Genomic DNA, 14,278 nt, shown 5'->3' with positions numbered 1-14,278 from the left:
GGGGCGACGGCGATGACGGCCGAGCTGGTGCGGGGGCAGAACCACCCGCTGTCCCAGAACCGGCTGGTGATCCGGATCTCGGCCGGGGTACCGGTCCTGGCCGGAGCCACGCTCGGCGACGAGAACGGCACGGTGCACGGCGCCCAGTGGGTGGTTCATCCCGGCGCCCCCGCTCTGCCCGGCATAGAGGTGCCCCGGCAGGCCGCCGGCGAACACCGGCTGGCGGTCGACCTGGGCGCGCTGCCCGAGGCCGTGCACCGCGTCGATGTCTTCCTCGCTCTGCCCACCGGGGCCGAAGGACCGCTCCGGTTCGGTGCCGTCGCCTCCCCGCACACCGCCGTCGAGGGCCTCGACGGCGCCGAACTCGCCTGCTTCACCCTCACCGGCCTGGACAGCGAGACGGCCGTGTTCGCCCTGGAGCTCTACCGCAGACAGGGCGCCTGGAAGGTGCGCGCGATGGGCCAGGGCTACGCGGCCGGGCTCCCCGCACTCCTCGCCGACCGGGGCCTGCCCGACGCCGTCGACCTCGCGGCCGGCGTCCACGAGGCGTCGGCCCACGGCCCGTCCCGCGCACAGTCGACCCCGCCCGGACCGTCGTCACCGCACGGCACTGCGGCTCGCGACCCGCACGACACCTCCGCGACCGTGCGGGCCGACGCGCCCGCTGCCACGACGCGCGACACCCCGCCCGCCCCGCCGTACGACCTTTACGTGTCCGAACCACAGGACACCCCGGCCTCCGGGGCGACGAGGCAGCCGCCTTCGTACGCCCCCGAGCGGTCGGAGCCGGCGCCCTCGAACGACGCGCGGAACCCGTACGACGCCCAGGCGCCCGGCACCACTGCTCAAGAACCCGCCGCCCGGGTCGACTACACCCACCCCCGCCGCCGCCCGCACGGCACACCGCCGGCAGAGGCTCCGGCCGCCGACGACCGGCCCGCACAGCCCGTCGCGGGCGACGCCGCGGGCTGGTCGATGGAGGAACGGCTGTACAACCAGGTCTGGGGCATGTTCGAGGACCTGGCGCGGACGACGGCCGCGTACCGCAGCGCGGTCGACTTCGCGGACTCCCGTCTGGAAAAGGATCTCGACCAGGCCCTCAGCGACCCCCGCGGCCGGCTCGGCACCGCCGGTGACGCCGCGCGCGAGGCGGCCCGCGCCCGCCGGACGCAGCTGGTGGACCAGGCGCGCGCGGTCCTCGACCGCGACCTCGCCCAGCTCACTGCCGAGTCCGACGTGGTCGAGCCCGCGCTTCCGCCCGCCTACGCCCGCTGGGACAACCCGGTCTGGCACGGATATCGCGTGCCGGACGAGCCACCGATGGCCCTGCGCCTCGGCGACCTCCGTCTGCCGGAGAGTGCGTCGCTGAGTATCCCCCTGCTGGTCAGGCTGCCGCTTGAGCGCGGCCTGTGGCTCGACAGCGGAGCGCCCACCGCCGACGGTTCGGACTCCGTCGAGCTACGGCACCGGGCTCTGGAGGCGGCGGTGGCGCTCGCGGCGCGACTGCTCGCGATTCATCCGGCGGGGGACTTCGCCCTGCAGGCCATCGACCCGGCCGGCGCCGGGGCCACGGCGTTCGGCCCGCTCGTGCGGACCGGCGTGCTGGCAGCGCCTCCCGCGACCGGCGCGGCGGGGGTGACGGAGCTGCTGGAGCGGCTGACCCGGCGGGTCGACCTGGTGCAGATGGCGTTGCGCGCCGGCGCGCCCGAGTCGCTGCCGGCCGATGTCGACACCGCCCGGCAGCTGCTGATGGTCAACGACTTCCCGCACGGTTTCGACGACCGGGCGGTGACCCGGCTGCGTTATCTGGCCGACGAGGGGCCCGACGTCGGCGTGCACCTCCTGCTGGTGGCGGACCGTGCGGACGCCGCCGCCTACGGCCCTCTGCTCGATCCGCTGTGGCGTTCGCTGATGCGACTGACACCCGTCCCCGACGACCACTTCGCCGACCCCTGGGTCGGGCACGCCTGGATCTATGAACCCGCGCTGGTACCGGCCGGTAGCCAGATCCTGCACCAGGTCCTCACCGAGGTGGCCCGAGCCCTGGCCAAGCACAGGTAAAAGCCACCGACCAGGGACTTTGGTCCTTATTTTACTTTTCCCTTTACCTTTCCTTGGTGATTGAGGTACTGTCTTCCGTGCGGAGGGGAGTACTCCCTGACTGCGACGCACCCGTCAGTACGGACCGGTTCCGGTCCCGGGGCGTCGGCCCGACCCGGGTGGAAGAGACCTCCGGCAGCGACGACGCTGATGTTTGCCGCTATGTAATGCCGGAGGTGCAGTGGACGTTTCCGTGACCCTGTGGGTCCTGACCATCGCGGGGCTCGCCGCCCTGATCGCGGTCGATTTCTTCATCGGGCGCAAGCCGCATGAGGTGTCGATCAAGGAAGCCGGTATCTGGACCGTCGTCTGGATCGTCCTGGCCGGACTCTTCGGCCTCGGTCTCCTTGTCTTCGGCGGCGGACAGCCGGCCGGTGAGTTCTTCGCCGGATTCATCACCGAGAAGTCGCTGAGCGTCGACAACCTCTTCGTCTTCGTCCTGATCATGGCGAAGTTCGCGGTGCCGACCCAGTACCAGCAGCGCGTCCTGCTCGTCGGCGTGCTCATAGCCCTGGTCCTGCGGGCCATCTTCATCGCCGCGGGGGCCGCGATCCTCGCCAGCTTCTCCTGGGTCTTCTACCTCTTCGGCGCCTTCCTGATCTGGACCGCCTGGAAGCTCATCCAGGAGGCCCGCGCCGACGAGGAGGACGAGGAGTTCGAGGAGAACAAGCTGCTGAAGGCGGCGGAGCGCAGGTTCGGCGTGGCCGACGGGTATCACGGCACCAAGCTGTGGATCCAGCAGAACGGCAAGCGGGTCATGACCCCGATGCTCGTCGTGATGCTCGCCATCGGCACCACAGACGTCCTGTTCGCCCTGGACTCCATCCCCGCGATCTTCGGTCTGACCCAGGACCCGTACATCGTCTTCACCGCCAACGCCTTCGCCCTCATGGGTCTGCGGCAGCTGTACTTCCTCATCGGCGGCCTGCTGAGGAAGCTGGTCCACCTCTCGTACGGCCTGTCGATCATCCTCGGCTTCATCGGCGTCAAGCTGGTGCTGCACGCCCTGCACGAGTCCGGCGTCCACGTCCCCGAGATCAGCATCCCGGTCTCGCTCGGCGTGATCTGTGCCGTCCTGGTCGTCACCACCATCACCAGCCTGATGGCCGGCAAGAAGCAGGCCGCCGTCGAGGCGGCGCGCACCGGCGACGAGGCCGCCTCGAAGGGCAGCGTCGACGTCTGACCGAGCCGGCGAGCGGCACGGCCCCGGCGGGAGCGGTTACGCGCAGTGCGTACCCGCTTCCGCGGGGCCCGGCCCCGCCGCAGAAAGGACGCAAGGTATCCGAAAAGAACGGAATGCGAATCCTGTACCTCTCTGCGACCATCGCGGCATGATCACTCGGCTTCGGTCGCTCACCCGGCAATGGACGTTCCTCGTGCCCGGCCTCGCGGTCGTCCTCCTGGCCTTCACCTGGGGCCGTGACCTGCCGGGCGCGGTCGTCGCCCTGGTGACCCTGGTGCTCGCCGGCTCCGTCCTCGCGGCGGTGCACCACGCCGAGGTCGTCGCCCACCGCGTGGGCGAGCCCTTCGGCTCGCTGGTGCTCGCCATCGCCGTCACGATCATCGAAGTGGCCCTGATCGTCACCCTCATGGCCGACGGCGGTGACAAGAGTTCCACGCTCGCCAGGGACACCGTCTTCGCCGCCGTGATGATCACCTGCAACGGCATCGTCGGCGTCTGCCTGCTCGCCGCCTCCCTGCGGCACGGCACCGCGGTCTTCAATCCCGAGGGCACCGGCGCCGCCCTGGCGACCGTCGCGACGCTCGCCACGCTCAGCCTGGTCCTGCCGACCTTCACCACCAGCAAACCCGGACCCGAGTTCTCCTCGGTGCAGCTGACCTTCGCCGCACTGACCTCACTGATCCTGTACGGCCTGTTCGTGGCCACCCAGACCGTGCGCCACCGGGACTACTTCCTGCCGATCACCCGGCAGGGCGAGGTCATCACGGCCGACGACCACGCCGTACCGCCCTCCGCGCGCACCGCCTGGATCAGCCTCGGCCTGCTCGGCCTGGCCCTGATCGGCGTGGTCGGCCTGGCCAAGGGAGTGTCGCCCACCATCGAGTCGGGAGTTGAAGCGGCCGGCCTGCACCACGCCGTCGTCGGTGTGATCATCGCCCTGCTCGTCCTGCTGCCGGAGACGATCGCCGCGCTGCGCTCCGCACGCCGCGACCGGGTGCAGACCAGCCTCAACCTCGCACTCGGCTCGGCCATGGCCAGCATCGGCCTGACCATCCCGGCCGTCGCACTCGCCTCCGTCTGGCTGTCCGGACCGCTGGTCCTCGGCCTCAGTTCGACGCACATGCTGCTGCTCGCGCTCACCGTCGTCGTCAGCTCCCTGACGGTCGTCCCGGGACGGGCCACACCCCTGCAGGGCGGAGTCCATCTGGTGATCTTCGCGGCCTACCTGGAACTGGCGATCAACCCGTAGCCGCCCGGTCCGGTCAGCCCGTCGCCGGTTCCACCGCCGGTGCGGGCACCGGGCGGGTCTCGGGCAGCAGGGCGAAGCAGGCGAGGCTGAACAGCGCGACGCCCGTGAGGTAGACGCCCACGCTCCAGGGGACCCGCCCGCTGTGTTCCGCGAGTGCCGTGGCCACGATCGGGGTGAGGGCGCCACCCACGACTCCGCCGAGGTTGTAGCCCACCGCGGCGCCCGTGCAGCGCACCCGCGCCTCATAGAGCTCCGGCAGATAGGCGGCGATCACCGCGAACATGGTGATGAAGGAGATCAGGGCGCCCAGGATGCCGAGGAACATCAGCAGCGGCTGGCCGGTGGCCAGCAGCGCGACCATCGGGAGCATCCACAGACAACAGGCCGCACACCCCGTCAGACACATCGGCCGACGGCCGTAGCGATCGCCGAGCACGGCCATGAACGGTGTGAGAGAGGCCTTCACCACCACCGCGGCCATGACACAGGTCAGCATCACCGTCCGGCTCACCCCGAGCCGCTCCGTCGCGTACGCCAGCGACCAGGTCGTCACCGCGTAGAAGACCGCGTACCCCGCGGCCAGCGCCCCCGCCGTCAGCAGCACCAGCCGTCCGTGATGCCGTACGACCTCGACGAACGGCACGCGCGCGAAGTCGTCGATCTCCAGAAACCGAGGACTCTCGGCGAGTGACGAGCGCAGCCACAGCCCGGACAGCGCCAGCACTCCCGCCCCCCAGAACGGCACCCGCCACCCCCACGCGGCGAACTCCGCGTCGGACAGCCCCGCCGACAGCGCGAGCATCACTCCGTTGGCGAGCACGAATCCGAGCGCGGGTCCCACCTGCGGAAAGCTGGACCACAGAGCGCGTCGCCCGGGTGGCGCGTGCTCGGCGGTCAGCAGCACCGCCCCGCCCCACTCGCCACCGAGGCCGAGACCCTGCAGGAAGCGCAGGACGAGCAGCAGCGCGGGCGCGGCCACACCGATCGACCCGTACGACGGCAGGCAGCCCACCGCGACCGTCGAGGCGCCCGTGAGCAGCAGCGAGAGAACCAGCACCGGTCGCCGGCCGCGCCGGTCGCCGATGTGCCCGAACAACACCGAGCCCAGCGGACGGGCCAGGAACCCCGCCCCGAACGTCACGAACGCCGCAAGCGTCCCCGCGAGCGGCGAGAACGTCGGGAAGAACAGCGGCCCCAGGACCAGGGCGGCCGCTGTGCCGTAGACGAAGAAGTCGTAGAACTCGATCGCGGTCCCCGCCAGGGAGGCCGCAGCGAGCCGCAGCATCGACGGTGGGCTCACGGTGCGTGCAGGTTCCATGCAGCGTCAACTACCCACGGTGATCACGGGTTACGGGGGGCGTGTAGAGGTGACGAAGCGACCGGAGTGTGCGCCGAGGCGACGGCGTGCGCGGCTCGTCGTCCGCTCCGGCCACCGTGATAGACCGGGTGCGAGCGGCGGTCGTCGGCGTACCGCCCCCAACGGACCGGAGGAAACGTGCCCCGCACCCTGGCCAACGCCCCGATCATGATCCTCAACGGGCCCAACCTGAACCTGCTCGGCCAGCGCCAGCCCGAGATCTACGGCAGGGACACTTTGGCCGACATCGAGGCGCTGTGCGCCAGGGCCGCGGCCGCGCACGGCGGCACGGTGGACCTCCGGCAGTCCAACCACGAGGGCGAACTGGTCGACTGGATCCACGAGGCGCGCCTGAACCACTGCGGCATCGTCATCAACCCCGCCGCCTACTCCCACACGTCGGTCGCGATTCTGGATGCACTCAACACCTGTGACGGCATGCCCGTGGTGGAAGTGCACATCTCCAACATCCACCAGCGCGAAGCGTTCCGGCACCACTCCTACGTCTCACTGCGCGCCGACGGCGTGATCGCCGGCTGCGGAGTGCAGGGCTATGTGTTCGGCGTGGAGCGCGTGGCCGCCCTGGTGGGCGCGGCGCGGGCCGACGCGTAGGTACAACCGGTGGCGCGGCCGACGCCTAGAGGCAGGCGGCGGCCGAGCTCGCGTCCGGCTACAACCGGCCCGCCTCCACGATCCGCCGCAGGAAGCGCCGCGTGCGCTCCTGCTGCGGATCGCCGAAGACCTGTTCGGCGGTGCCGCGCTCCAGGACGACGCCCCCGTCGAGAAAACAGACCTGGTCGGCGACGTCCCGCGCGAAGCCCATCTCGTGGGTCGCCAGCACCATGGTCATGCCGTCGTCCTTCAGGCCCCGGACCACCTCCAGCACCTCGCCCACGAGTTCGGGATCGAGCGCGGCCGTGATCTCGTCCAGCAGCAACAACCGGGGGCGCACGGCAAGCGCTCGTACGATCGCCACACGCTGCTGCTGGCCGCCGCTGAGCCGGTCCGGGTAGGCATCCGCCCTGGCACCCAGTCCGAGGCGCTCCAGCAGCTCCCTGGCCCGTTCCTCGGCCTCCGCGCGCGAGACGCCGTGCACCCGGCGCGGCGCCAGCGTGATGTTGTCCAGCACGCTCATGTGCGGGAAGAGGTTGTACGCCTGGAAGACCACACCGATCCGTCGCCGCACCGCGTCCTGGTCGGCACGGGGATCGGTGATCTCCTCGCCGTCCAGCCAGATCGCACCGTCGTCGATCTCCTCCAGAAGGTTGGCGCAGCGCAGCAGCGTGGACTTGCCCGAGCCGGACGCGCCGATCAGCGCGGTCACCGTGTGCGGGGCGACCTCCAGATCGACGTCCCGCAGCACGACGGAGCCGCCGAAGGTCTTGCGGACGGACTCCAGACGCAGGACGGGCGCGTCCGTGCCGTTCATAGCGATCCTCCCTGGGCCCGCCGGTCCATCCGGGCCGTCACCCAGTCCGTGAAGCGGGTCATCGGAATGGTCAGCGCCACGAACACCAGCCCCGCGACGATGTACGGCGTGTAGTTCAGACTGCGGCCCACGATGATGTCGGCGGCCCGCACGGCGTCCACCGCGCCGCCGATCGACACCAGACCGGTGTCCTTCTGTAGCGACACCAGGTCGTTCAGCAGCGGCGGCACCTGACGCCGTACCGCCTGGGGGAGGACGACGTAGCGCAGGGCCTGGCGGTTGGTCAGGCCCAGTGAGCGGGCGGCGGCGCGCTGCGAGGGGTGGATCGACTCGATGCCGGCCCGGAACACCTCGGCCACGTACGCCGAGTACGTCAGAGTCAGCGCCGTGCCGCCGAGGAGCACCGGATCGACGGTCACGCCCTGCAGCCGCAGCGCCGGTACGCCCAGGACCACGATCATGAGGTTGATGATCAGCGGCAGGCCGCGGAAGAAGTCGGTGTACGCCGCGGCCAGCACCCGCAACGGGAAGAACACCGGTCCGCGCAGGGTGCGCGCGATCGCGATCAGCATGCCGAGGACCAGGACGGCGACCCCGCAGACCGCGAGCAGGCGGATGTTCAGCCACAGCCCTTCGAGGACCTTCGGCAGCGCCTCGCGCGCGTACTGCGCGCTGAAGAACGTCTCCTTGGTGCGCGGCCAGCCCGGCGCGTTGACCACGACCAGATACAGCACGACTGCCGTGGCCAAGGTCGACAGTGCCGCGATGGCCGTGGCTCGGCGGGCACGCGCGCGTCTGTAGCGCTCGCGTTCCAGCCGCCGCGCGGAGGGCGCGTAGCCCTCACCGGTGACGCCGTCGTCGGCGCCGCCGGTCATGCCGGTTCCGGCGTCGGCCTCCTCACGGGCCGAATCGTCCTTGGCGAGCGTCACTTGAGCACCGGAGCGTCGACGGCGTCGGAGAGCCACTGCTTCTCCAGCCTGGCCAGCGTCCCGTCCTTGCGCAGGGCGTCCACGGCGCCGCTCACGCACGACGTCAGCGCGCTGCCCTTGTCCAGCACCAGCCCGAACTGCTCGGGCGCGCCGCCCTGGTTCTCGAACTGGCCGACGATCCTGGCGTTCGTCACCTCGGCCGAGGTGATGTAGAACGCGGTCGGCAGATCGACGACGATGGCATCGACCTGACCGTTCTTCAGCGCCGACTTGGCCTGGTCGTTCTTGCCGTAGACGGCGGCCTCCTGCTTCGGCTTCACCACATCGGAGATGTAGTCGAGGCTGGTGGTGCCCACTTGGGCCCCCAGCTTGAGGTCCTTCAGAGCCGCGATGCTCGTCGCCTTGGCGGCCTTGCTTCCCTTCAGCGCGATGACAGCCTGACGCACGTCGTAGTAGCCGGACGAGAAATCGACGGCCTTCTTGCGCTCGGTGCTGATCGACACCTGGTTGATGTCGAAGTCGAAGGTCTTCACACCGGGCGCGAACGCCTTGTTGAACGGCACGCTCTGCCAGACGACCGCGCTCTTGTCGTAGCCCAGCTGCCGGGCCACGGCGTAGGCGACCGCCGACTCGAAGCCCTTGCCGTTCGCGGGCTTGCCGTCCTTGAACCAGGGCTCGTACGCCGGTTCGTCCGTCGCGATCGTCAGCTTTCCGGATGTCCTGGTGGCCAACTTGCCCTGGGCGCAGCTCTTCGCGGCTGAGCCGGACGGGGCGGCCGACGCTTTGTCCTCGGGCTGCGGAGCGCAGCCGACAGCGGTGGCGAGCAGGGCTACGGTGGCGGCGGCCAGCGCACGACGCAGGGTGCGAGGGGCAAGGTACATGGCGGGAGATTGGCAGCGGACCCCAACGTTTGTCCAGGTCACGACCGTAACTGTCCGAATACTGGGAGCGGGTGTTGCAGTCGTGTGAACGCTGTGCACCGTGGGGGTCTTTGGCCAGGGCCGCCGGCCGAGGGCGGGTTGGGGACCGGCGGCCCTACCGCACAGGAGCCGTCATCCTCTGCGGGGCTGCTCCCAGTTGACTACGTGAGACGGCGCGCCGGGAGCGCGCACGCGCCCCCAGCGTGTGTGAAACCTTCGCACGGGGCGCGCGCGATGAAAGACGCGCTCGGTATCCGCCCCCCACGCCCAGCGCTCGCCACGCGTGCCGACGTTCACCACCCGCGCCCGGCACCCGCTGTCCGCGCCCGGCGCTCACCACCCGCGCGCGTGCCACTCCGGCAGATGCGGCCGCTCCGCGCCCAGAGTCGTGTCGTTGCCGTGTCCGGGGTACACCCAGGTCTCATCGGGCAGCATGTCGAAGATCTTCGTCTCCACGTCGTGGATCAGGCTGGCGAAGGCCTTCGGATCCTTGCGCGTGTTGCCGACGCCGCCCGGGAAGAGACAGTCGCCGGTGAAGACGTGCGGGTGGCCGTGCGGATCGTCGTAGACCAGCGCGATCGAACCCGGGGTGTGCCCGACGAGATGCCGCGCGGTGAGCTCCACCCGCCCCACCGTGATGACGTCGCCGTCGCTCACCGGAACATCCGTGGGCACCGGGATGCCCGGGGCGTCCTCCCGGCCGGCGTACGTCCGCGCGCCCGTGGCGGCGACGACCTCGGCGAGCGCCTGCCAGTGGTCGCCGTGTTGATGCGTGGTGACGACGGACGCGATGCCGTCGTCACCGATCATGCCGAGGAGCGTCCCCGCCTCGTTGGCGGCGTCGATCAGGAGCTGCTCGTCGGTGGCCCGGCAGCGCAGCAGATAGGCGTTGTTGTCCATCGGGCCGACCGCGATCTTCGTGATCATCAGGTCTTTCAGCTCGTGCACATCCGCCGGTCCGCCGACCTTGACCTCTCCGGTGTACGTCATGGCGATCAGCCTATAGCGGGGAGGGGCCCGCGGACCGTCGACGGCCTACAACGGAGGCAGCTTCGGCAGCGGGCCGTTCGTGGTCAGGGCGGAGCCGTCGCGCCGTCCGGCGAGCCAGCCGAGGAGGTCGGCGGCCGTACCCTCGACCGCGACCGGTCCGCCCTCCGCGCCGCCGCCCGTGGTCCAGGTCCGCCCGTCGCCTGCGGCCAGGCCGGTCGAGGGCACCTCCTTGTGCCCGGCGAAGCGGTCCGCCAGGAAGTCGATCTCCCGCTCCGCGAATTCCGCCGGAAGATCCTCCAGGTCGTACCCGATGCCGAGATCCACATGGTGCAGCGCGACCTCGGCCCACCGCCGGAACGGCACCCGGGACGCGGAGTCGGTGACCCCGTTGCGCAGTTCCACCGTGCGCGTCCAGTCCGCTGGCGCGGCGCCGGCCGCCTGGAAGCGGGCAGCGCTCTCGCGCAGGTCGGCGAGCTGGGCGTCGAGGGGACGGGGGGCGTCCCGCTCGATGTCGGCGTCGCGGACCTCGGTGCTCGCGTACATGGGGCGGCCCTCGAGAACGTTCACGAGCGCGTCCGCGTTGCGGGCGAGATGGGCGACGACGTGTCCGCGGGTCCAGCCCGGGAGCCGTGACGGCTCGGAGAGAGAGGCGTTGTCCAGGTCGGCGACCGCGTTGAGGAGCCGTTCGGTCGCGTCACGTACACATGCCAGGTCATGAGCGTGATCAATCATGGGCCTGACACTAGCCCCGCCACACCTTTGGGTGAAGGTGGTGAACCTCGCCCGCTAATCGAAAGCACGTGCTATATCGTCGGAGGCGGCGTCGGGCATGCTGGATGGCTGCGGGTTGTTATGCAACCGGGCAATCCGACCGGCGTTGTCAGTGGCTCCCCCTAGTCTGAAAAAGCACGGGGGCCCCGCCCCTGTCACTTCTCTCAAGAAAGGTGCGGACCGGCGTGGCCGACCGTCTCATCGTCCGTGGCGCGCGCGAGCACAACCTGAAGAATGTCTCGCTCGACCTGCCTCGTGACTCGCTCATCGTCTTCACGGGCCTGTCCGGGTCGGGCAAGTCCTCCCTGGCCTTCGACACGATCTTCGCGGAGGGCCAGCGCCGCTACGTGGAGTCGCTCTCCTCGTACGCCCGGCAGTTCCTCGGCCAGATGGACAAGCCGGACGTCGACTTCATCGAGGGCCTGTCCCCGGCGGTGTCCATCGACCAGAAGTCGACCTCGCGCAACCCGCGCTCGACGGTCGGCACCATCACCGAGGTCTACGACTATCTGCGTCTGCTCTTCGCGCGCATCGGCAAGCCGCACTGCCCCGAGTGCGGCCGCCCCATCTCGCGCCAGTCGCCGCAGGCCATCGTCGACAAGGTGCTGGAGCTGCCGGAGGGGAGCCGCTTCCAGGTGCTGTCGCCGCTGGTGCGCGAGCGCAAGGGTGAGTTCGTCGACCTCTTCGCCGACCTCCAGACCAAGGGCTACTCCCGCGCGCGCGTGGACGGCGAGACGATCCAGCTCTCCGACCCGCCGACGCTGAAGAAGCAGGAGAAGCACACCATCGAGGTGGTCGTCGACCGCCTCACGGTCAAGGGCTCCGCCAAGCGCCGCCTCACCGACTCCGTGGAGACCGCCCTCGGTCTGTCCGGCGGCATGATCGTGCTCGACTTCGTCGACCTCCCCGAGGACGACCCCGAGCGCGAGCGCATGTACTCCGAGCACCTCTACTGCGCGTACGACGACCTGTCCTTCGAGGAGCTGGAGCCCCGCTCCTTCTCCTTCAACTCGCCCTTCGGCGCCTGCCCCGAGTGCACCGGCATCGGCACGCGTATGGAGGTCGACCCGGAGCTGCTCGTCCCGGACCCGGACAAGTCGCTGGACGAGGGCGCCATCCACCCCTGGTCGCACGGACACACCAAGGACTACTTCGGCCGCCTGATCGGCGCCCTCGCGGACGCCCTCGGCTTCCGCACGGACATCCCGTTCGCGGGGCTGCCCCAGCGCGCGAAGAAGGCCCTGCTCTACGGCCACAAGACCCAGATCGAGGTCCGCTACCGCAACCGGTACGGTCGCGAGCGCGTGTACACCACGCCCTTCGAGGGTGCGCTGCCCTTCGTGAAGCGCCGGCACAGCGAGGCCGAGAGCGACGCCAGCCGTGAGCGCTTCGAGGGCTATATGCGCGAGGTGCCCTGCCCCTCCTGTGAAGGCACGCGTCTGAAGCCGATCGTCCTCGCGGTCACGATCATGGAGAAGTCGATCGCCGAGGTCTCCGGGATGTCGATCAGCGACTGCGCGGACTTCCTGGGCCGGCTTCAGCTGAACGCCCGTGACAAGAAGATCGCCGAGCGGGTCCTGAAGGAGGTCAATGAACGACTTCGCTTCCTGGTCGACGTCGGCCTGGACTACCTCTCGCTGAACCGAGCGGCCGGCACGCTCTCCGGCGGCGAGGCCCAGCGCATCCGCCTGGCCACCCAGATCGGCTCCGGCCTCGTCGGCGTGCTCTATGTCCTCGACGAGCCGTCCATCGGACTGCACCAGCGGGACAACCACCGGCTGATCGAGACCCTGGTCCGGCTGCGCGACATGGGCAACACCCTCATCGTCGTGGAGCACGACGAGGACACCATCAAGGTCGCCGACTGGGTGGTGGACATCGGCCCCGGCGCCGGTGAGCACGGCGGCAAGGTCGTGCACAGCGGTTCCCTGAAGGAACTGCTCGCCAACACCGAGTCGCAGACCGGCGCGTATCTCTCGGGCCGCAAGGAGATCCCGGTTCCGGACCTCCGCCGTCCCCTGGACCCGTCCCGGCGGCTCACGGTGCACGGCGCCCGCGAGAACAACCTCCAGGACATCGACGTGTCCTTCCCGCTGGGAGTGTTCACGGCCGTCACAGGCGTATCCGGATCCGGCAAGTCGACGCTGGTCAACGACATCCTCTACACCCACCTGGCCCGCGAGCTGAACGGCGCGCGGAACGTCCCCGGACGGCACACGCGCGTGGACGGCGACGACCTGGTCGACAAGGTCGTGCACGTCGACCAGTCGCCCATCGGCCGCACCCCGCGGTCCAACCCGGCGACGTACACCGGCGTCTTCGACCACATCCGCAAGCTGTTCGCCGAGACCACCGAAGCGAAGGTCCGTGGCTATCAGCCCGGCCGCTTCTCCTTCAACGTCAAGGGCGGCCGCTGCGAGAACTGCGCGGGCGACGGCACGATCAAGATCGAGATGAACTTCCTCCCGGACGTCTACGTCCCGTGCGAGGTCTGCCACGGAGCCCGGTACAACCGGGAGACCCTGGAGGTCCACTACAAGGGCAAGTCCATCGCCGACGTGCTGAACATGCCGATCGAGGAGGCCACCGACTTCTTCGAGGCCGTCCCGGCCATCTCCCGGCATCTGAGGACGCTGAAGGACGTCGGCCTCGGCTACGTCCGCCTCGGCCAGTCCGCCACCACCCTCTCCGGCGGTGAGGCCCAGCGCGTGAAGCTGGCCAGCGAACTGCAGAAGCGGTCCACCGGGCGCACGGTCTATGTGCTGGACGAGCCGACCACCGGTCTGCACTTCGAGGACATCAGCAAGCTGCTGACGGTCCTCGGCGGCCTGGTCGACAAGGGCAACACAGTCATCGTCATCGAGCACAACCTCGACGTGATCAAGACCGCCGACTGGATCGTGGACATGGGTCCGGAGGGCGGTGCCGGCGGCGGCCTCGTGGTCGCCGAGGGCACGCCCGAGGAGGTCGCCGGGGTCCCGGCCAGCCACACCGGCAAGTTCCTGCGCGAGATCCTCGGCGCCGACCGCATCAGCGACGCGGAGCCGGTGAAGGCGCCGCGTGCCACCACGGCCAGGAAGACGGCCGCGGCGAAGACGGCGGCGAAGAAGACGGTGACGGCCAAGGCCAACAACACGGCGACCAAGAAGGCCGCCACGCCCACCAAGAAGGCGACGCCCGCGAAGAAGACGACGCGGACACGCAAGGCCTGACACACCACCAGAAAAGCGGCGCCCCGCGGGAACTCCCCGTGGGGCGCCGCTCGTTCCACCTCAGACGCCCCGGTTCTGCGGACGGACAAGTCACGGCACACCGCGGTTCCGGCTGCACCTTGTCAACAGCACAGGGAA

General features: G+C 70.0%; 11 protein-coding genes. 5 read left to right on the top strand and 6 right to left on the bottom strand.

The annotated features are described in order from the left end of the window. Positions 1-12: 12 nt before the first annotated feature. From IE277_RS00340 to IE277_RS00330, 3 genes are all read left to right on the top strand, one after another. Positions 13-2,061: a TerD family protein gene (locus IE277_RS00340; RefSeq protein ID WP_189947308.1), complete on the top strand. Its 2,049-nt coding sequence runs from the start codon at positions 13-15 to the stop codon at positions 2,059-2,061. Between the two features lie 220 nt (positions 2,062-2,281). Beyond that, entirely contained in the window at positions 2,282-3,283 is a 1,002-nt protein-coding gene (locus IE277_RS00335; protein WP_189947306.1) for a TerC/Alx family metal homeostasis membrane protein, read from the top strand. A 148-nt stretch (positions 3,284-3,431) separates the two neighbouring features. Further along, positions 3,432-4,532, top strand: a complete 1,101-nt coding sequence (locus IE277_RS00330; RefSeq protein WP_189947304.1) for a calcium:cation antiporter — start codon at positions 3,432-3,434, stop codon at positions 4,530-4,532. Positions 4,533-4,545: 13 nt separating this feature from the next. On the opposite strand, the gene IE277_RS00325 is transcribed toward IE277_RS00330, so the two are convergent. Next, positions 4,546-5,817, bottom strand: coding sequence for an MFS transporter (locus IE277_RS00325; protein WP_189949134.1), 1,272 nt, complete (start codon positions 5,815-5,817; stop codon positions 4,546-4,548). Between the two features lie 210 nt (positions 5,818-6,027). On the opposite strand from IE277_RS00325, the gene aroQ reads away from it, so the two are divergent. Further along, on the top strand, positions 6,028-6,501 hold the full coding sequence (gene aroQ, locus IE277_RS00320; protein WP_189947302.1) for a type II 3-dehydroquinate dehydratase: 474 nt from the start codon (positions 6,028-6,030) through the stop codon (positions 6,499-6,501). 58 nt (positions 6,502-6,559) lie between these two features. Here the strand turns inward: aroQ and IE277_RS00315 are convergent, their stop codons facing one another. From IE277_RS00315 to IE277_RS00295, 5 genes are all read right to left on the bottom strand, one after another. Further along, entirely contained in the window at positions 6,560-7,318 is a 759-nt protein-coding gene (locus IE277_RS00315) for an amino acid ABC transporter ATP-binding protein (protein ID WP_189947300.1), read from the bottom strand. After that, complete coding sequence (locus tag IE277_RS00310) at positions 7,315-8,247, bottom strand: amino acid ABC transporter permease (RefSeq protein WP_189947298.1); 933 nt, start codon at positions 8,245-8,247, stop codon at positions 7,315-7,317. Before IE277_RS00310 ends, IE277_RS00315 begins: the two co-directional genes overlap by 4 nt. Further along, on the bottom strand, positions 8,244-9,128 hold the full coding sequence (locus IE277_RS00305; protein ID WP_189947296.1) for an ABC transporter substrate-binding protein: 885 nt from the start codon (positions 9,126-9,128) through the stop codon (positions 8,244-8,246). The genes IE277_RS00310 and IE277_RS00305 overlap by 4 nt, the downstream gene beginning before the upstream one ends. Positions 9,129-9,500: 372 nt before the next feature. Continuing rightward, on the bottom strand, positions 9,501-10,157 hold the full coding sequence (locus IE277_RS00300; protein WP_189947294.1) for an MBL fold metallo-hydrolase: 657 nt from the start codon (positions 10,155-10,157) through the stop codon (positions 9,501-9,503). A gap of 45 nt (positions 10,158-10,202) precedes the next feature. After that, the gene (locus IE277_RS00295) at positions 10,203-10,889 is read right to left on the bottom strand and encodes a maleylpyruvate isomerase family mycothiol-dependent enzyme (protein WP_189947292.1); all 687 of its coding nucleotides are present in this window, start codon (positions 10,887-10,889) and stop codon (positions 10,203-10,205) included. A 224-nt stretch (positions 10,890-11,113) separates the two neighbouring features. Between IE277_RS00295 and uvrA the strand changes: the two genes are divergently transcribed. Then, positions 11,114-14,140 carry an excinuclease ABC subunit UvrA gene (gene uvrA / locus IE277_RS00290; RefSeq protein WP_189947290.1) on the top strand — a complete coding sequence of 1,009 codons (3,027 nt, stop codon included), beginning with the start codon at positions 11,114-11,116 and terminating at the stop codon, positions 14,138-14,140. Positions 14,141-14,278 lie beyond the last annotated feature (138 nt).

This window comes from Streptomyces alanosinicus, from assembly GCF_014650595.1.
Lineage (GTDB): Bacteria > Actinomycetota > Actinomycetes > Streptomycetales > Streptomycetaceae > Streptomyces > Streptomyces alanosinicus.
This window is presented reverse-complemented; position numbering and strand designations above follow the sequence as displayed.

What these genes read in the sequence shown, in the direction of transcription:
- IE277_RS00330 (WP_189947304.1), top strand. Translation starts at nt 3,432, where the DNA reads ATGATCACTCGGCTTCGGTCGCTCACCCGGCAATGGACGTTCCTCGTG.
- IE277_RS00295 (WP_189947292.1), bottom strand. Translation starts at nt 10,889, where the DNA reads ATGATTGATCACGCTCATGACCTGGCATGTGTACGTGACGCGACCGAA.
- IE277_RS00305 (WP_189947296.1), bottom strand. Translation starts at nt 9,128, where the DNA reads ATGTACCTTGCCCCTCGCACCCTGCGTCGTGCGCTGGCCGCCGCCACC.
- IE277_RS00300 (WP_189947294.1), bottom strand. Translation starts at nt 10,157, where the DNA reads ATGACGTACACCGGAGAGGTCAAGGTCGGCGGACCGGCGGATGTGCAC.
- IE277_RS00340 (WP_189947308.1), top strand. Translation starts at nt 13, where the DNA reads ATGACGGCCGAGCTGGTGCGGGGGCAGAACCACCCGCTGTCCCAGAAC.
- IE277_RS00325 (WP_189949134.1), bottom strand. Translation starts at nt 5,817, where the DNA reads ATGCTGCGGCTCGCTGCGGCCTCCCTGGCGGGGACCGCGATCGAGTTC.
- IE277_RS00315 (WP_189947300.1), bottom strand. Translation starts at nt 7,318, where the DNA reads ATGAACGGCACGGACGCGCCCGTCCTGCGTCTGGAGTCCGTCCGCAAG.